Below are 19,011 nucleotides of genomic sequence, written 5' to 3'. Positions count from 1 at the left end.
ATCTACCAGGTTTTATTTAATCTATAACCTGCTCCTCTTATAGTCTCTATCCCTCCATCTATGCCTAAATTCTTAAGTCTTTTTCTTATCCTGCTGATGTTTACACTTAAAGTATTTTCCTCAACAAATTCAATGTCATCCCATATTTTTTCTAAAAGAAAATCTCTACTAACTACCTTAGGATATTTTTTCATAAGATATTCTATCAATATTCCTTCTCTTTTAGTTATAATTAACTTTTGTTCCTTAAATTCTAATTCCAATCTTTCTGGGTAAAATATAAGGCCATCAACTTCAACTATTCTTTCTTCTATTTTAGGTGCATAATCTCCAAAAGCTCTTCTTAAGTGGCTCTTTATTTTTGCAATAACCACATCATAATAAAAAGGTTTAGTTATATAATCATCAGCTCCACTTTCTAAAGCCATAATTTGATCCATTCCGCTGTCTCTTGCAGATATAAATATTATTGGCACCTTTGATTGTTGTCTTATCTTTCTGCACCAATAAAATCCATCAAATTTAGGTAAATTAACATCCAGTAATACTAAATCTGGATTATACTCATTAAAGCCCTCCATTACCTTCTCAAAGTTCTCTACTGTTGCCACTTGAAAACCATACTTATCAATGCACTCTTTTAACACAGCACTTATTGAAACATCATCTTCTACAATATATATTTTATATTTCATATTGATTTTTCTCCAATTCTGCATCCTAATATACAGTTTAAGTTTAAATGATAAGGAGATAACTTTCAATAATTTGGATAAAAAGAATTTAACTGTTCCATTTCTTGACAGGCAAAAAATTATATTATATACTCATTGTGCACATATTGTATCCTAAGATTACATATTGTAACCAAATATACACCTTGTAAATTATAATTATCAAATAGGAGGAAATATTTTAATGGATACCATCATATCTAGAAGAGAAAAAGAACGACGTATGAGAGAAGACGATATAGTAGATGCAGCAGAACAAGTATTTAGCACTACAGGCTATAGTGGGGCCTCAATGGAGGAAATAGCCAAACATGCACAATTCACAAGAAAAACTATATATCAGTATTTTGCAGATAAAGAAGATTTGTATTTTGCAGTGATAATCAGGGGATTTCAAAAGCTTCTATGTTATTTTGAAGAAGAAATTCAAAATGGTAAAACAGGTTTTGAAAAGCTTAAAAACTTATCATATGCTTATTATAAATTTTACAAAGATTTTCCTAAAACTTTAGAATTAATGAACTATGTTGGGTATATAAAATCCAAGAAAGAACCTACACCTAAGCATCAGGAATTTAATAAAATTACTGAATTAGTAGCACAAAAAATTGCAAAAATAATCAATGAAGGTAAGGAAGATGGAAGTATACTTAAAGATATTGATACAATGAGCGGAACCTATTCAGCTGAATTTTCGATAACCGGCTTTTTCCACATGCTTTCCGTATCAGGAAAAACCTTCTTAAATCACTTTTCACTTAATGAAGAACAATTTATACAATTTAATATCAATTTACTATGTGATGCTTTTCGTAGTAAAAATTCATAAAATATAAAAAGAGAACTACTATACTAAAAATTTAATATAGTAGTTCCCTTTTTACAGGTATTCCATGTGCTGGACATACCCATTTAAATGAAATGTTAGATATACTTTTAATTGATTTCATAAGTTCATCTTTGTTCCAGTTCATATTAGGATATGGCCTTAATTCTCCTTTTCTGGAATCTACCAAATCTCCTGCAAATAATACATCTTTATAAAGTATACAAACATGTCCGGGTGTATGACCTGGAGTTGCTATAATTTCTATATCTCCAATTCTTATATCCTTGTTATAAGCACATACACTTTCTGGTTTTCTCACCCTGAATAAAAATGAAAAAATTCTTTTTATTCCAGGTCTATTTTTATATCCTTTAATATAGGGAATATCTTCTTTAGCTGCCCACAGCTTGGCATTAGTCACTTTTTGAAGCATATAAGCATTTCCTACATGATCCAAATCATGATGAGTTAATACTATATGTTTTATATCATGTAATTTTATATTCATAGCTGCAAGTTCTTTTAAAATTTCTTTTCCTTGCCACATTTGACCTGTGTCAACAAGAATTGTTTCCATGCCAAGTATGATATATGCATAAGATCCTTTTGTAGATTCTAGTGCATACACATTATCAGTTATTTTCATTTATTTACACTTCCTAAATTTTTTTATAAACTTCCCCTATTAAATAACTTTTGTTTAAATTAACCCTCTTTTTGAAAGACTGTTATATGTAGCATACTCTTCTCCATCTTTACATTTTAAAATTTTCTTTTTAAATATAGGTTTTAAATACAACCATATAATTAATCTAGTAATTAAATTTTGGAAAGGATATCTATTGTAATTTTTTATGTCACTTGTAATTTTTCTTCCCAAAGTATGTGCTTTTCTCATTGCATCTTGATTTTCAAAGGTCTTCTTCTCCATACCCTTAAACATAGTACCCACTCCTAAAAATCCAGATACATAACTTCTTCTAAATATTCCAAGTTGAAACAGGCCAGTAAGCTTTTTAGCAACCTTCTTTGCCATTCCCTCACCATAAGCCGTAGATATTCCTACTCCATACTTGCCTCCCATTAAAGAAGCATACTGAGTATATGGTCCCAATCGCTCAATAAAGCACTTCATTATTCCATTGTATTCTGTAGCGTAGGTTGGAGAACCTAAAATAATTCCATCTGCTTCATAGATAACCTTTCTAATTTCCTCAAAATCATCTGGTAATGGACACTTTCCCTTAGCTGTACATGCTAAGCATCCTGTACAAAAAACAAGATTATGCTTAGCTAAAAAAATTTCTTTTACTGATGCACCCTCTTCTTCTGCACCTTTAAGTGCTTCTCTAACAAGTGCAGCAGTATTACCATTAAGTTTTGAACTGCTTATCACTCCAACAATTTTAATATTTTTTTTCATTTCCTTATTTCCTCCTATCTTTCACTAAAAACGCCCATCATCACATATTGTATATTTAGGTTACATTTTGTAACTCAAATATACATCCAGTCCACCAGCACTGTCAAGTAAATAAAGAAAATTTTTCTATATCTCCACAAAAAATAAATAAAGAAGAACCATTAAAATTTCAGGTTCTCCTTTTATCAACTATACATAGATATATTTTTTCACCCACTGTCTAAAATATTGCAATTGCCCTTCAGTATGAAAATAATGTTCTCCATGTTCCATTACCTGAAGATTACAGTGAAAAGCCTTAGCAAAATCAGATACCACATCAAACTCACATATATCATCCTCTGAACCATATAAAATTGATGTTTCTTTATTCCAATTAACAATAGGATGCTCTTTTACATAACAATAGTAATCCCAGTAAAGTTTTTGTCCAATAGGTGTAGAGATTTCTTTTTCTTCTTTCAATCTATTTTCACTTACATTAAACCATGTCATCATATTATTTATGATACGTTCCATGTTTACCACAGGTGATAAGAACAAACACTGCTTCAATGAATCCTCCTTATATGAAAGCAAACTAAAATACGCTCCCATACTGCACGCAAATAAACTTATACTATTTGATAATGATTGTGCATAATGCATAATAATATTAAGGTCATGGACACAATTTTGAACTTTACAAGCATAGTTTTCATTTTTACGATCACCATGTTCAGGTAAATCAAAACTTATCACTTGATAACCTTTATCTACTGCTTCTTCTACAAATTCAACAATAACATCATCTGACTTATTTGACATATTGCCATGTACGACTATAAATAGTTCATCCGACTTATTGCCCCACAAAATTGCAGGTATATTTTCTATTTTTAAATTTTGTTTTATCATTACAATTCTTCCTCCATATATACTCTATCTTTTTAATGTTTCTATATCTCCATTTCTAATGGCAGTTAATTTTTCAGATATCTTTTGAGTATTCCAATTCCACCACTGAACTTTAAGTAAGTCTTCTATAACCGAATCTTCAAACCGCTTTCTTATAATCCTTGCTAGCATCCCACCAACTATAGTATATGGCGGCACATCCTTTGTTACTAAAGCCCTCGTTCCAATAATAGCTCCATCACCAATAGCTTATAATAAAATTATAACTTCATTTCTTTTACTTTATCTAGTTCATAAATAATTCTGTAATAAACTTGCCTGATTTTACATCAACAAATTAAAAAGGATATTTTTATATCATATAATTTACATAATATAAAAATATCCTTTTCAGTTATATTAATTGTTTTTCTTCTCTAATTATTCTTCTAATACTATCTTCAGTAAGGTAAAACTGCTTAGAAAGTTCTTTAGCAGATACACCCTCTTTGTAGTTATTAAAAATTTCCTTATTTCTTTTCTTCAAGCTATTTTTTATACCACTATTCTCACCCCAAGCTTTTTTACTGCATGTACCATAGATAATCCTTTTATCCATCTTAGTTCATAATTAACAAACCAAGTCTTATTAACTTATAAAATAATTTTGTCAGATATTTTCCCAATTATGACATAACTACCCAATACATTGTAATATTAACTCCATTTTTTATAATATCTATCCCTTGCTATTATGTTATCTTCCAATAAATATCCCTATATACTTATTCATAATCATGGTACAATATCCAAGTAAAACATGTTAACCACAGAAGGATGGCTGTGGAGGTTTTGAACATTTTATCCTCCTTTGGGCTATTGGTGAATTATTTCACTATAGCTAAGGATGTGGTATTGGATATGTTAAATACTTTTATAAAGTGTGTATCAATTGTTTATGTAATTAAATTAGTTTTAAAACATAATCTTTTTATATATCACTTAAAAATTAAGATTAAATTCCTTGGTCTTGATATAGAAGTTAAAAGCAAAGAAAAAAGTGCCCCATCCTCACAAGATTAGCACTTTTTCTAAGATTCATATTTTATAACATAAATCTAATCCAATAGCCCTAAAACAAAATAAATGTTTTAAGGATTGCTTAGTGTTAACGCACTAAGCTCTTCTTAATTATATTATATCAAAATCCATATAAAAATAAACATATATTTTTATAATTTATTTTATAGACTTTTCACTTACTAAAATTATTAATAATAACAAACAATTGGAGTTCCTGCTTCAATATTTTCATATATTGTCTGTGCTAGATAATGTGGTGAGTTTACACAACCATGTGAGCCATCTCCCATATATATACTACCACCAAATGCCGGTCTCCATGGTGCATCATGAATTCCAATACCACCATTAAATGGCATCCAATAATCAACAGGAGAAGCATATCCCTGTCCTTTCAAAGTAGCATGTCTTTCTTTGTATTTTAAGCTGTAAATACCTTCTGGTGTTGCATGTCCCTGACTTACATTACCTGTAACAACGTCACCTTGTACTACTAAAGAACCATTTTTATAAAACCATAAGTGTTGTCTTCCCATATCTACTTCTACATAGGTATTACCAATATCATTAGTGCTGTGAGATGCTGCAGTTTGGGTGTATGTTGGTTCCTTTTTTATAGACTTTCCTTCTTTAATTGCAGCAATTAAGTTTTGTGTTTCTTTTGAAGCATCAGTATACCATCCGTAATCACCGCCACCAACTTTTATTGTTGATCCTGAGGATGCAGTAAAGCTTCTTGTTTTGCCAATTGTGTCATAAGTACCAGCAAGTTCATTCATATATCCTTTTACTTTTTTCTCATCAACTTCAACTTTAAAGTCGTCATTAACTGTAAGCCAATTATTTATTTTAGAACCATCTATAGTTTCTTGTTTGTCACCAAAAGTATAAGTAATTTTAGAAGATACATATTTATTAAGCGTATTTTTATTTTCAGTAGTTTCTTTAGATTTTACAGTGTATTTTGGTTTTACATAACAATTAAGCGCTTCTAAATCTATGGTAGTTTCACCATTAACTATTACCTTTACCACATTGTCCTTTAAAGAATTTTTATTAATCTTATTTCCATTTATCTCACTTACAACCTCATAACCCTTATCTGTATATTTAAAACTAGGATTTTTAGGTTCAACTACCTTTTTACTATCAAGGCAAGAAAGGTTGTTCACCTTTTGTTCTAATAAATCTTTATCATAGGAAACTTGAGCTTTCATTTTAGAATCACTTGTATTTAAAAACGCTAAAGCCCATTTATAACCACCCTGTTTATTCTTAAGATTCTTAAATTCATCATCTGAATTATATTTTAATTTAATATCTTCAGCTTTAATTTGTTCGCTTTTACCATCACGTTCTTTTAAATTCAACTTATACGATTTTATTTCAGATGCCATTTGTTTGTCCACTTCTTCAACAGTTTTTCCAGAAACATTGACGCAGTTAATTTCAGATCCGAAATAAAAATGATTGTTAAAATATGCTGATGCACCTAAATATACAGCAAGCAAAACACAAAAAGAACTTGCAGTGCCTATCATAACTTTATTATATTTTTTATTATTTTTTTTACTACTACGTCTCCTACTTTCTTTACTCTTTTCTATATCCTTTTCTGCATCCTTTTCTGTTTCCTTTTCCAAAATACCCATCCCCTTTTTGATTACAATAAAAATTTAAAATTAATGCTTTATGATTTTAATATTAATCAATTTTATATACATAAAACCTACATTGTATTTTATGTAATAAAACTCATACTTAAAACAATTATTATTTTATAAAAATAATAGAATAAAGGAACTAAAAGAACGGATATTAAATTACTCATATAGTTAATTTAGCACTTTATATTCTAACTACTTATCTTAAATAAAAAGTATATTTATAAATATTATTTACAGTACACAATAAAAAAGATACCACCTTTTTGCGAAAAATACAACCGCCTATAAGCATCTATTTAAAATACTTACAGGCGAATTTTATATATGTTTGATTAAAGCTAAATTTACTAAACAAAATCTACTGATTTCATATTTTTATAATTAACTGAAACTATTACTCTAACACATTTTTTATAAAGTTTTCAGCATCCATCAAACAAACTCTCCATCATCAAATTTTCTAATACCTATGACATTAATTATTACCATAAAAATCAAACAATATATCGTAAATGATAACTGTGGAACTATTCCTTGTATACCTGCAGCTACTGAAATGTCCATAGATACTTTTTGAATAGCCCAGGGCCATATGTATTTAAGACCTTTTACAGCTGATATAAAGAATCCAAGCAGTGAGAAGCATGATGCTATCATAATCGATTTTGTAAATTCCTCATACTTTAAAGACAAATACATCTGTACAGAAATTAGTGGTAGAGCCCCAATCCATCCAAAGAACAAAATATTAATAATCCTTCTAATTGGAAAAGGATCTGTTATTCCATATAGTTTTCCAACCATAAAGTATGTAATTCCAAACACAATCTGTAAGAATAAAACCATTAAAATTGCTGTTATAAACTTTGATATGTATAATGACTTTCTAGAAACAGGGGTTGATAATATAATTTTCATATTTTTATTCATATATTCCACCCTGAATATCATTGCACAATATATGCTAGCTATTATAGGAAATATAATAGGTGAATAAAACATTGCAACCTGTCCCCACCCTTTTAACCAATCATTTACATTTTGTTCCTTAAATACACTATAATTAGCCTTAAAAGTAAATAATCCTAATATAATTGGTATTAATGTAATTATTATTGAAATTATAAACGCTCTTTGCCTTTTTAATTTTAGTAATTCACACTTAATTAATCTATACAAAATATCTCACTCCTTCTTAAAGATCTTCCTTTTTATCGTACAAACGTAGTGATATGAAAGCCATTCCCGCTGCTACAATAATACTTATAAAACTAAACATTATACTACTTTCATTCATAACTGTGCTCATATTTGATGCAGTAATCATAGGTGCAGTAAAAAATGGATACATCCATATGAGAATTTTTCCAAAGGGAAGTGCAAAACCAAGCACACCTAAAAAACATCCTATAACTCCGCAAGCTATTGAAACTCCTTGATTCTTTACCATTATAGAAATTGAAAGCTGTAAAATTATAAATGGTAAGTATCCAATTAAAGGACATAAACTCTGCTTTAATATTAAACTGTAAGCAATACCTTTTATCCCTACACTATTCCCTAATAAGATTAAGCCACTAAAAGTTATACAGGAAGAAAAAAACATTATTATTAATACACAAATAAACTTGGCTATATAAAGCAACTTCTTATCCTCTATAGAAATAAATTGAATTTTCCACATATCCGATTTATGTTCAATATCTACTATTTTAGAAATAATAATTGTAAATACTATTATCATAATCATAAAATTAAATCCGCTAAAATTATATAATAAATTCATCCAACTTTTTGATCCAGGTCTGCTTTCAAAAACATAAGCAACTAAAAATGATAATAATTCACCAATTAAAGCTAGTAAAAACAGCCTTTTTCTTTTCATTTTTATAAATTCTGCACAAACAATATCCTTCATTTATAAACTATTCTCCTTTCCAGTAAGATTAAGAAAAATATCTTCTAATGAAGTTTTTTCTTCTTCTATTCTATATACCTTTATACCTTTAAAAACTATATCCTCAATTACTTGTCCTATTTTCTCATCCTTTAGGCCACCTATCTCAATATATCCATCCTGTACATTATGAAAAATATTCTTTTGATTTAATATATTTATAGTGCCATTAATGTTATCTGTACGCATTTTTATTTTTTCATGGCCTTTACTTCTTAACTCTTCAATAGTACCTTGATATACAAGACTTCCCTTAGTAATAATTCCTACATGGGTTGCAATTTGATCAATTTCTGATAAAAGGTGGCTTGAAATTAAAACTGTGCTGCCATACAGGTTAGGAATCTCTTTTATCAATTCTCTTATTTCATGAATTCCAGAAGGATCCAATCCATTAGTAGGTTCATCTAAAATAAGCAGCTTTGGTTTTCTAAGAATTGCCATAGCAATCCCAAGCCTTTGTCTCATACCAAGTGAAAATTCTTTAACCATCTTATTTTTAACCTCATTTAATCTAACAATCTTTAATACTTCATCAATATCACTTTTAGATGAATTAGTTAAAGTACTCATTATCTTAAGATTTTCATATGCTGTAAGATGTGGATAACTAGCTGCATTTTCAATAAGTGCACCAACATTTTTCAGTATGTCAGTTCTATTTTTTTTATTTTGATCATATCCAAATACACTAACACTTCCTTTTGTAGGTTTTATTAAACCTAACATCATTCGTATTGAAGTGGTTTTTCCTGCTCCATTTGGTCCAAGGAATCCATAAATTTGACCTTCTTCGATTGATATATTTAAGTTATTAACTGACAACGTTCCATTATATTCTTTAGTTAAATTTTTAGTTTCTATTATATTCATACTTATTTTCCTCCAAATATACATAATGTTTTTCATCAACTGTTTTCTACTCTTTAAGTATAAAAAATCTACCTTACATATCCATGAAATCTACCTTACATTTACCTTAAGAAATATTTGATGTATAATATTTTAAGTTATTATATAAGATTGGAGGAATAGAATATTTAGTATGAATGATATTAAAGATTGCAAAATATTAATTGTAGATGATGAGCTTTCCTTATCCCAAATGGTTAAAGATATCATGCTAAAGGAAGGATTTCATGAAGTATTTACAGCTTCTAATTGTCATGAAGCCGTAGAACAGTTTAAAAGGGTAAATCCTCACATTGTTATTTTAGACATAATGCTACCAGATGGTGATGGTTTTTCCCTTATGCAAAAGTTCCGTGAAACTTCTATGGTTCCTATACTTTTCTTATCAGCTAAGGATCAAGATGAAGACAGACTTTTGGGGTTAGGTCTTGGTGCTGATGACTATATTACCAAACCATTTCTCCCTAGAGAATTAATTCTTCGCATTAATATTGCACTTAGAAGAACCTATTTTCCATTAACAGGACAAGCAAATAAAAAGCCTACTTTTTATTTAGGAAGTACATTCGTTGATATGAACAGCGGTTCTATAAAGACACAAAATGAAGAATTCACCTTAACAGCTAAAGAATATGCGCTGCTAGATAAGCTTTATACTAATAAAGGAAATATTGTAACCATTGATGCTTTATGTAAAGCTGCCTGGGGTGATGACTTATTTCGATATGAAAATACACTAATGGTTCATATCAGACGACTTAGAGCAAAAATAGAATCTGATCCTTCCCATCCAAAATATCTGTTAACAGTAAGAGGACTTGGATATAAGCTTGTATTGGAGGCTTAACTATGAAGAGAATGTCAAAAATAATTATGCGTTATGTCCTTTCCGCTGGGGGAATTATAATAATATTACTCATAACTAATATTATTGTATTTGCTTTATGCTTATCCTCTAACAATTCCCCTACTACTTCACATAGAATATCTGAAATTAGTAAAGGATTGAAAAAAGAAGATAACAACTTCGTATTGTCAGACAAAGCTTCCTCTATAATTACTAAGGAATTTCAATGGGCAATGCTCATAAATGATACTGGGAAAGTTGTATGGAGTAAGAATCTACCAAATGATATTCCATTAAGTTATACTTCTTCTGATATAGCTTCTTTTACCAGGTGGTATTTAAAGGAGTATCCAGTTTATACCTGGAAGCATAAAGATGGATTGTTTGTGGCTGGCGGTATCAAAAACAGCACTTGGAAATCCCAACTTGAAATCCCAGAAAACATTGTACGTAATAGTATCAAATGGATATCACTTGGATTATTGATAAACTTCATAGTTGCTATGCTTTTAGCTTTTTTATTTGGAATTCGTTTCTTTCTGTCTCTGCGTAAAATTATAGAAGGCGTTGAAGATATGGCTAAGAAAAAGCAAGTTTCTCTTGGAACTAAAGGAGCTTTTGGCGAATTGGCCCATAATATAAATATTACTTCTGAGGAACTCTTAAGACAACAAGCCTTAATAGAAAAGAGAGATACTGCTAGAAACAACTGGATTACTGGAGTATCTCATGATATTAGAACTCCTTTGTCTATGATTATGGGTTATTCCAGCGATTTAGAAGATAATGAAAACTTTTCCAAGGATGACAGAAAGAAACTTACCATCATAAGATTACAAAGTGAAAAGATAAAACAATTAGTTAACGATTTAAATTTAACAATAAAACTGGAATATGAAATGCAGCCTTTAAACATAAAACCTTTTTATGCTGCAGAGCTTACAAGAAAAGTAGTTGTAGACCATTTAAACAACTTATCTAATGATAGATATAACTTAGAGTTCTCCATTTCTTCTGAAGCCCAAAGTTGCATGATAAATGGTGACATGAGATTATTCGAACGTGCTCTTAATAATATTATAGGAAACAGTATGAAGCATAATGAAGATGGTTGTAATATTTATATTGAACTAGACCAAAAAGAAGGCAATTGTGTCATTGAAATCAAAGATACTGGAAGCGGCTTTAAAAATGATATTTTACAAACTTTAAATTTTTCAACCGAGTTTCCTACTAACAAGTCTCACGGTCTTGGCCTTTATATTGTAAAACAGATAATTGCAGCACATGGTGGAAAGTTTTATTTTCAGAATTGGGAACAAGGCAGTAGCACAAAGTTATGTATACCTAGTTATAAGAAATAGTTTTTCGAACCTTTACCACTTTCTACCATAATGTTAATTGTTTCAAAAAACTTCTAACATAAAAACTTATTATCTGTAAAAAATAGTTTAGAAGGTGGTGATCATAAAATGACTAACCAAAATAACAATTCAAATTTTAATCAACAGTGTAATTGTTCAAACTCTAAGGACCAAAGTAGTTCTTTAAATGCTGTACATGACAATAAATCCTCCATCTCCAATAAATATAAAAATGTTGAACCTCTTCCAGAATCCTCACGTCCAAGACGCGATGGCCCTGGTGGGGAGGATGGAGACTAATTTGCATCAAACTAAGTAAACAAGTGATAATATGTATTAATATCGTCACTTGTTTTTCTAAAAACAATAATATTTAAAATACTTAATAATCTAAACCAATTGAGAAGCCCCTATCAAACCAGCATCATCTTCAAATTTTGCTAATTCTATTTTTAAAGTTTGAGGATTATGAACCTTAAACATGGTTTTTCCTTTTATAATACTAATTATTTCAGGATTATGAATGGCAACAGAGCCTCCTATTATAAAAATATCAGGATCTACTACTGCACATATATTAGCAATACCCTTAGCCATATTTTCACAAAATTCTTCTATAACTTGTATGGCTATTTTATCTTTTAAATAGTATAATTCAAAAACATCTTTTGCATTTAAATTTTTATTTAATTTTTCACTAGCTATTCTTGCAATATTAGTACCACTACATTGACCTTCTAGTCCTCCAGCATTTAAACCATTGTGCGAATATGCATCTTCATTGATAATAATATTGTTAATTTCCCCAGCCGCAGAATTAGCTCCACCTATTATCTTACCATTTAGTATATATGCTCCACCTACTCCAGTTGATATTGTGATAAAAAATACTGATTCGTATCCTTTCCCAAATCCATATATGGCTTCGGCCAGCCCAGCAACATTAGCATCATTATTCAATTTTGTCTTTATAAGAGTTTTTTCTTCAAAAAACTCAACAATATTAAATTCATTCCATCCCACTAAATTTGGAGGATTTAAAATTTTACCCTTCTTTATATCTAATGGACCTGGACAACCAATTCCGATTCCATTGAATTCATAATCTTCTTTTTCAGTATTAATAAAATCAATTAATTTATTTAAGTTTTTTACACATCCAAGATTCTTTTCATTTTCAAACTTTACCTTTTTTATGATTTTTCCATCTTCATCAAAAATGGCACATCTTAATTGTGTACCTCCAATATCAATTCCTATTTTCTTCATATTCTCACCTTCTTGATTTGATATCACTAATAAATAATAATCATATAAACAACATAGTCTGTGTCCACTTTATTTCCTATAATTAAATGCTGAAATAAAATTTTCACAGACTATTTTATATTGCAAAATTTATTTAAGATACTATATTTTTGCTTTTATTTATAATGTTTTACTTTATCTTCATCATTAAATAAACTTATTTTATGATAAATTACTTCCTTCATAGCTTCTATGCATGGTGGATAGATAGCATTTGGTTCACGAGCACTTAAATCTTCTGTTAGTATTTGTCGGCATTTTTTATAAAATGCATCCTTTATATCACTGGAAATGTTTATTTTAGATATTCCTAATTTTACGGATTCTGCAATTTCATCATCTGAATTAGCTGATCCACCATGTAATACTAATGGAACCTCAACAATTTCTCTTATAGTTTTTAATAAATCTAATCTTAATTTTGGCTTCATATCTTTTGGATAAATTCCATGAGATGTTCCAATAGCGATTGCCAATGTATCTACTCCTGTTCTATCAACAAACTCTTTTGCTTTTTCTGGATCTGTGTAAATTATCTTATCAGCTCCAGTTTCTCCTCCATTGCCTGTTGTACCTATAGTTCCAAGCTCTGCTTCAACTGAAACATTAAGTGGATGTGCTACTTCAACTACTTTTTTAGTAATAGCTATATTTTCTTCAAAGGTCATATGTGAAGCATCAATCATTACTGATGTAAATCCACATCTTATTGCTCTAAGAACTTGTTCAAAAGTTGCACCGTGATCTAAATGAATAACTACTGGTACATTACATTTAAAGGCTTCTTCTTTTACACTTGCTATAAAGCTGTCTTCTACAAATGATAATTCATCTGGATGTATTGCAATAATTACTGGAGCTTGTTTTTCTCTGCAAGCTTCCATAACACCTTTTAAAATCATACAACTACTTGTATTAAAGGCTGGTACAGCAAACTTATTTTTTTGTGCTACAGATAATAATTCTTTCATATTCATTAACATAATACTATTCTCCCTTTTATTTTAATTTTTATTTTAAATATTTTTAACATTAATTTTTGTTGCTTGATCCTGATAGTCTAATATAATTTCTTACAATATCAATACTATCTTGTTCAATTTGATGCATTAAAACATAATAATTAACATTTGGATCTTCTTTTAATCTAGCTTTAATAGCTTGGACATTTGCATTCATAAAATCACAGCCAACATTTATTTTATTAATACCATATTTAACTGCTTTTAAAATATTATCTTTTCCAGAACCAGAGCCGCCATGAAGAACTAATGGCATTTTAGTCAATTCCTTAATGGTTTTTAATCTTTCAAAATCAAACTCTGGAACCATTCCCTCTGGATAATTTCCATGAGAGGTACCAATTGATATAGCTAGTGCATCAATACCAGTTTCTCTAGCAAACTTTAAGGCTTCTTCTGGATTTGTATACATATCATCAGCTGTAAATGCTGAACCTTCTGTAGCTCCCAAGCATCCAATTTCACCTTCAACACTTACTCCCTTTGGATGTGCATAATCTACAACTTCTTTAGTCATATTAATATTTCCTGTTAGTCCAAAACGTGAAGCATCTACCATTACAGAAGAAAAACCGTCATCTATTGCTTTTTTTAAAAACAAAACTTCCTGACCATGATCAAAATTTAGTGCCACTTTTATGGATGTTCTATTAGCTAGGGTCTTTACAATTGGAGTTATCAATTCACTATCACAATGATCAAGCAAATGTTCTTGAACTATATTAATTATAATAGGCGAATTTTCCAATTCTGCTGCTTTAATTACAGTTCTAGCAGTCTCTAAATTAAAACAATTAATAGCCATAACTGCATAGTTTTCTTTATTTGCTTTTTTCAGCATATCACTCATTGAAACATACATTTTATTTCTCCTAATTATTTTATTTTTATACTTGATAAATCTATTTCTTCTTCCTCTTCATCATCTTCAACTACTTTTTCTACTGCATCTTTTTTAAGAATTACAAGTAAAATTGCTGTAATAACAGAGCCTGTCCCTAAAGCAATTAAGAAACCAATTGGATTATGCATCGCAGGTACAATAAACATTCCACCAGAAGGAACTGGTGATCCAACATTTAGTAACATGATTATTGCTCCACCAACAGCTGCTCCAAAAGAACAAGAGAAAATTACACGAAGAGGATCAACAGCTGCAATTGGAATAACACCTTCAGTAATCATACATATTCCCATTGGAAAAGCAATCTTTATATTATCAGATTCGTTTTTAGTATATCTTGCTCTTCTTATCAACCAAGATAATGTAACTCCAAAAGGAGGAATCATAGATGCACATATCTTAATAGCTTCTGGCCCATAAACACCCTGTAATAATAATCCATCAGCAAACAGTGAAGCTACTTTATTAACTGGTCCACCAAAATCAAATGCTGCCATGGCGCCCATAATAACACCAAATATAACCTTTGATCCACCCTGCATATTATTGAGCATATGGGTAAGTGCAGCCGAAGCTACAGCTATTGGCCCACCAATGACAAAGAACATAACTAATCCTATGACTGCAGAAGATATTAATGGAATAATCATCATTGGCAATAAACCTTGTGCCCATACAGGTACTTTCAAGTTTTTCTTTAAAAAGTTTACAAAGTAACCTGCAAGGTAACCTCCAAGCATTCCTCCAAGAAAACCAGCTCCCATAGCATTTGCTATCATACCCATTAACAAACCAGGTGCAATACCAGGTCGATCAGCAATGGAATATGCAATAGCTGCCCCCATAACTGCTGGTAGTAATCCCATACCAAAAACTCCTAATGAAACTGCTGCCTGCCAAATAGTATAAGACTTCTTATAATCGGAGATTAAAGCTGGATTTCCACCTGCTAAATTACCAATAGCAATTAGCAAACCAGAAGCAACAACTAATGGAAGCATATAAGATATACCTGTCATAGCATGCTTTTTTAACTCTAACTTTTTTAACATCATAAGTTCTCCTCTCATTTCTTAATCTATATTATTCTAAAATATTTTCTACAAGCCTAGATCTTGTTGAATTTTATTAATAAGTGCTTTAGGAGATTTTATTACAATTTCTGTTGAAACATCGATAACCTTCTTATCTTTGAATCTTTCTCTACCTCCTACCTTAATATCAGCTGCAATAATTACTATATCTGCTTCTTTGATATCCTTTGGAGTAAGTTCGTCTTCTGTTCCAATTGTTCCTTGAGTTTCAATGTGAATTTCATGATTTAATGCTTTTGCTGCTCGTATAAGTTTTTCTTTTGCTATATAAGTATGTGCAATCCCAGATGTGCAAGCTGCTATTCCTACAATTTTCATATTCATATCCCCTTTCTTTTTTTAATATTTATATAATATTAGACAATGATTAAACCTATTTAAAATTCTTCTTCTCTTATGAATATTTCATAAACTTCTTCTGGAGTTGCTGCATTTAGTAAGCTTTCGCACACCTCGTCATCTCCTAGTTTTCCTGCTACTTTTGAAAGCAATCTAACATGAACACTGTCTTTATCAGATTCTGTCACTGCAAATAAAATAATAAAATGTACTGGCTCATCATCTAGGCTTTCCCACTTAATATCTGCTTTTGCTTTTCCAAAAGCTATTGATGTTTTATTGACAAACTTAGATTTTCCATGAGGAATGGCTATTTTATTTCCAATTCCTGTTGCACCTAAAGTTTCTCTGTAATATACGTCTTTCAAAAATGCTTCTTTGTCTGAAAGAACTCCAGCATCACATAATAATTCTGTAAGTTCTTTTAATGCTTCGTCCTTTGTAGTTGCTTCCATGTTTAACTTTATTGTTTCTTTCTTTATTACTTTAGCTAAATTTATATCCATTTCTCCCCCACCTTTGCTATTTAATGCAAAATATTGCTTTACGTCTTTTTTCTTAGTACATCTTCTTAAATAGTTCGCATAATTTTCCTTGATATCAAAATTTATAATTTCTTTTAACATACGAGTCATTAACTCAATGTTCTCCACAGCAATATAAAAGGTTAACTGTTTTTCATTGTTCTCTATATCATTTATAGAAAGTCCAAGTATACATTCACTTTTATGAAATCCTAACTGTATTTTTAGATTTCTATCAATATTTATTTCATTAAAAGCAATACATTTCTTATAATTTTTATTAATTTCTTTTTTCACATCATCTTCTGATGTGTTAAAGTATACTAGTTCTTCTTGTAAATACTCTCCAATAAGTTTTGTTGTGACCTTTTTTCTTTCAAGTTTATTTTTATTATTAAGCAGAAAATCAGATATATTTTTAATGTCATATTCATTTAGAAATGTTGATACTAATATATATGGCTTACTTTTAAATTCTAATGGAACTGTTGTAACCACAAAATCAATATCATCAACATTTCTGTTCTTGATTCTACTTGACGAAACATTGTCAACGATTTCAAGTTCCGGAAAGTACCTGTTAAGTTTTGTTCTTAGGAGTTGCGATGTCCCATAACCACTATGACAAACTACTAAGATTCTTTTCTTTATATAAGAGTTCTCTAATCCTAACTGATAATATACTGCCAAGTATCCAATTTCATCCATTGGGATTGATTTTTGTTTTAGCTGATAAGATACCATAAGTGCAGCAGCCTTACACACGTTTAAAAGAATAGGATATTGTTCTCTTATTTCACTAATAAGAGGATTTGATATTTGTATATCATATTCCATGCGATTTAGCATTGGTCGTATATGAAGCAATAATTTATACATTATATCCTGATCATTTGTAATATTTATTTGCAAAATTTCTTCTATACATTTAGTCATCATGTTTCTAAACTCTATAGATATAGAATCCAATTTGTTTAATACTTTATCTTGACTTTCTATTACTTCCTTAATCAATCCAAATGATACAAAATACTGGTACAAATAATAAACTTCAGCTTCATCTAATTTCATTCCAAAATCATTATTAATTTTATCAATACATAAAACAGCTTCTTTGTAATCTTTTTCTGATTTGAAATCTCCAATCTTTTCTTTTTTCAATATGGACTTTCCTGTTGAACCTCTTTCCATTGAAATTAAAATATGAGTTAACAAATTAGTATAATATGGTTCATCTATTTTACAATTATATTTTTTTTCTAAATTAAGCAAGAGCCTATTAACATATATAATTTTATCTTTTTCAAAAAGCTCTGATAGTCCATTTAAAGTAACTACATCTAAACGTGACGCCAATTCTTCAACAGTATTTTCATTCTTCTTTGTGTTTGAATATTCAAACAATAAAGAGCAAATTGCCCTACGTATATTAACTTCCAATCCTTTTACTTGAGTTCCTTCTACTGTTTTTTCTAATCTCAACTTAAATAAGGAAAGCCATTTTTCTATATACTTAAAATCATTTATTATACTAGTCTTACTTACATAATATTTTTCAGAAAGTTTTTGAATTGAAGTACTCTTATTGGATTTAATAAGCATTTCTTTAATAATTTCAATTCTTCTTTCATTTATTGAAATCTTCCTATTTTTTAATTCTTGTACTTGAAGATTATTATGCAAAAGCAATTTAGCTTTTCTAACATCTTTTATCATTATTCCCATACTATGTTTCTTTTCCAATTGAACTTTATATTTATTTAAATATTGTTCAATTGCTATTAAATCTTTTTTAATTGTCTTTTCAGATACGTTTAAAACTTCACTGTAATATTTAATTGTTTTAAACTGTTCCTCATCTAATAATAAATTTGTAAATTCAATTTGCCTTCCATTTAAGCCATCCATTTTTCAACCTCCTTCCTGTTTATCATTTCTAATTCTTTTATATGTATACGATAACATGAATTTAAATTTTGTAAAATAACAAATAAGTTCCATTCAAAATGGAACTTATGTATCATTGAATTTTAAAAATATAAAAAACCGTACCAGATTTTTCTCTAATACGGTCATAATACATAATAGTTTTTATTGTCTAATAACTTGTAGAACAACAATCGTTATT

At 29.5% G+C, this 19,011-nt stretch carries 19 protein-coding genes and 2 pseudogenes; 5 read left to right on the top strand and 16 right to left on the bottom strand.

Annotated elements, in window-relative coordinates; translation table 11 throughout:
• Window positions 1–2: 2 nt before the first annotated feature.
• Window positions 3–695, bottom strand: coding sequence for a response regulator transcription factor (locus Q6H37_RS01665; RefSeq protein WP_318738873.1), 693 nt, complete (start codon window positions 693–695; stop codon window positions 3–5).
• Window positions 696–918: 223 nt separating this feature from the next.
• On the opposite strand from Q6H37_RS01665, the gene Q6H37_RS01660 reads away from it, so the two are divergent.
• Window positions 919–1,563 (top strand): TetR/AcrR family transcriptional regulator, encoded by a 645-nt coding sequence (locus Q6H37_RS01660; RefSeq protein ID WP_318738872.1) that lies wholly within the window; start codon window positions 919–921, stop codon window positions 1,561–1,563.
• Between the two features lie 31 nt (window positions 1,564–1,594).
• Here Q6H37_RS01660 and Q6H37_RS01655 read toward each other — a convergent pair whose 3' ends face one another.
• From Q6H37_RS01655 to Q6H37_RS01635, 5 genes and pseudogenes are all read right to left on the bottom strand, one after another.
• Window positions 1,595–2,209: an MBL fold metallo-hydrolase gene (locus Q6H37_RS01655; protein WP_318738871.1), complete on the bottom strand. Its 615-nt coding sequence runs from the start codon at window positions 2,207–2,209 to the stop codon at window positions 1,595–1,597.
• A 54-nt stretch (window positions 2,210–2,263) separates the two neighbouring features.
• On the bottom strand, window positions 2,264–2,986 hold the full coding sequence (locus tag Q6H37_RS01650; RefSeq protein ID WP_318738870.1) for a flavodoxin family protein: 723 nt from the start codon (window positions 2,984–2,986) through the stop codon (window positions 2,264–2,266).
• Between the two features lie 189 nt (window positions 2,987–3,175).
• Window positions 3,176–3,883: an alpha/beta hydrolase gene (locus Q6H37_RS01645; RefSeq protein WP_318738869.1), complete on the bottom strand. Its 708-nt coding sequence runs from the start codon at window positions 3,881–3,883 to the stop codon at window positions 3,176–3,178.
• Between the two features lie 24 nt (window positions 3,884–3,907).
• Window positions 3,908–4,129: pseudogene (locus Q6H37_RS01640) on the bottom strand (acetyltransferase); the annotation flags it as partial.
• 148 nt (window positions 4,130–4,277) lie between these two features.
• Window positions 4,278–4,451 (bottom strand): annotated as a pseudogene (locus Q6H37_RS01635) (Mor transcription activator family protein); the annotation flags it as partial.
• 254 nt (window positions 4,452–4,705) lie between these two features.
• Here Q6H37_RS01635 and Q6H37_RS01630 point away from each other — a divergent pair.
• Window positions 4,706–4,945, top strand: a complete 240-nt coding sequence (locus tag Q6H37_RS01630; protein ID WP_318743199.1) for a hypothetical protein — start codon at window positions 4,706–4,708, stop codon at window positions 4,943–4,945.
• A 188-nt stretch (window positions 4,946–5,133) separates the two neighbouring features.
• Here the strand turns inward: Q6H37_RS01630 and Q6H37_RS01625 are convergent, their stop codons facing one another.
• From Q6H37_RS01625 to Q6H37_RS01610, 4 genes are all read right to left on the bottom strand, one after another.
• Window positions 5,134–6,486, bottom strand: coding sequence for a L,D-transpeptidase/peptidoglycan binding protein (locus Q6H37_RS01625; RefSeq protein ID WP_318742892.1), 1,353 nt, complete (start codon window positions 6,484–6,486; stop codon window positions 5,134–5,136).
• A gap of 558 nt (window positions 6,487–7,044) precedes the next feature.
• Complete coding sequence (locus tag Q6H37_RS01620; protein WP_318738867.1) at window positions 7,045–7,791, bottom strand: ABC transporter permease; 747 nt, start codon at window positions 7,789–7,791, stop codon at window positions 7,045–7,047.
• A 16-nt stretch (window positions 7,792–7,807) separates the two neighbouring features.
• Entirely contained in the window at window positions 7,808–8,530 is a 723-nt protein-coding gene (locus Q6H37_RS01615) for an ABC transporter permease (RefSeq protein WP_318738866.1), read from the bottom strand.
• Window positions 8,531–9,442 carry an ABC transporter ATP-binding protein gene (locus Q6H37_RS01610; protein WP_318738865.1) on the bottom strand — a complete coding sequence of 304 codons (912 nt, stop codon included), beginning with the start codon at window positions 9,440–9,442 and terminating at the stop codon, window positions 8,531–8,533. It abuts the gene before it with no gap.
• Between the two features lie 172 nt (window positions 9,443–9,614).
• Here Q6H37_RS01610 and Q6H37_RS01605 point away from each other — a divergent pair, with 172 nt between their 5' ends.
• The 3 genes from Q6H37_RS01605 (at window position 9,615) to Q6H37_RS01595 (ending at window position 11,992) form a co-directional block, all read left to right on the top strand.
• Window positions 9,615–10,328: a response regulator transcription factor gene (locus Q6H37_RS01605; RefSeq protein ID WP_318738864.1), complete on the top strand. Its 714-nt coding sequence runs from the start codon at window positions 9,615–9,617 to the stop codon at window positions 10,326–10,328.
• A 2-nt stretch (window positions 10,329–10,330) separates the two neighbouring features.
• On the top strand, window positions 10,331–11,692 hold the full coding sequence (locus tag Q6H37_RS01600; RefSeq protein ID WP_318738863.1) for a HAMP domain-containing sensor histidine kinase: 1,362 nt from the start codon (window positions 10,331–10,333) through the stop codon (window positions 11,690–11,692).
• A 108-nt stretch (window positions 11,693–11,800) separates the two neighbouring features.
• Complete coding sequence (locus tag Q6H37_RS01595) at window positions 11,801–11,992, top strand: hypothetical protein (protein ID WP_318738862.1); 192 nt, start codon at window positions 11,801–11,803, stop codon at window positions 11,990–11,992.
• 90 nt (window positions 11,993–12,082) lie between these two features.
• Here Q6H37_RS01595 and Q6H37_RS01590 read toward each other — a convergent pair whose 3' ends face one another.
• The 6 genes from Q6H37_RS01590 to Q6H37_RS01565 all read right to left on the bottom strand — a co-directional run bounded on the left by Q6H37_RS01590 (window position 12,083) and on the right by Q6H37_RS01565 (window position 18,791).
• Window positions 12,083–12,961: an ROK family protein gene (locus Q6H37_RS01590; RefSeq protein ID WP_318738861.1), complete on the bottom strand. Its 879-nt coding sequence runs from the start codon at window positions 12,959–12,961 to the stop codon at window positions 12,083–12,085.
• A 155-nt stretch (window positions 12,962–13,116) separates the two neighbouring features.
• On the bottom strand, window positions 13,117–13,983 hold the full coding sequence (locus tag Q6H37_RS01585; protein ID WP_318738860.1) for a ketose-bisphosphate aldolase: 867 nt from the start codon (window positions 13,981–13,983) through the stop codon (window positions 13,117–13,119).
• Window positions 13,984–14,032: 49 nt separating this feature from the next.
• A complete protein-coding gene (locus Q6H37_RS01580) occupies window positions 14,033–14,884 on the bottom strand; it encodes a class II fructose-bisphosphate aldolase (protein ID WP_318738859.1) in 852 nt (283 codons plus the stop codon).
• A gap of 14 nt (window positions 14,885–14,898) precedes the next feature.
• Window positions 14,899–15,978, bottom strand: a complete 1,080-nt coding sequence (locus tag Q6H37_RS01575) for a PTS fructose transporter subunit IIC (protein WP_318738858.1) — start codon at window positions 15,976–15,978, stop codon at window positions 14,899–14,901.
• A gap of 48 nt (window positions 15,979–16,026) precedes the next feature.
• Entirely contained in the window at window positions 16,027–16,338 is a 312-nt protein-coding gene (locus Q6H37_RS01570; protein WP_318738857.1) for a PTS fructose transporter subunit IIB, read from the bottom strand.
• A gap of 59 nt (window positions 16,339–16,397) precedes the next feature.
• Window positions 16,398–18,791 carry a BglG family transcription antiterminator gene (locus Q6H37_RS01565; protein ID WP_318738856.1) on the bottom strand — a complete coding sequence of 798 codons (2,394 nt, stop codon included), beginning with the start codon at window positions 18,789–18,791 and terminating at the stop codon, window positions 16,398–16,400.
• Window positions 18,792–19,011 lie beyond the last annotated feature (220 nt).

Origin of the sequence: Clostridium sp. JS66, from assembly GCF_033561535.1 — a bacterium.
GTDB classification, from domain to species: Bacteria; Bacillota; Clostridia; order Clostridiales; family Clostridiaceae; genus Clostridium_AM; species Clostridium_AM carboxidivorans.
The sequence above is the reverse complement of the archived record's forward strand: the minus strand, read 5'-3'. Positions and strand labels throughout refer to the sequence as shown.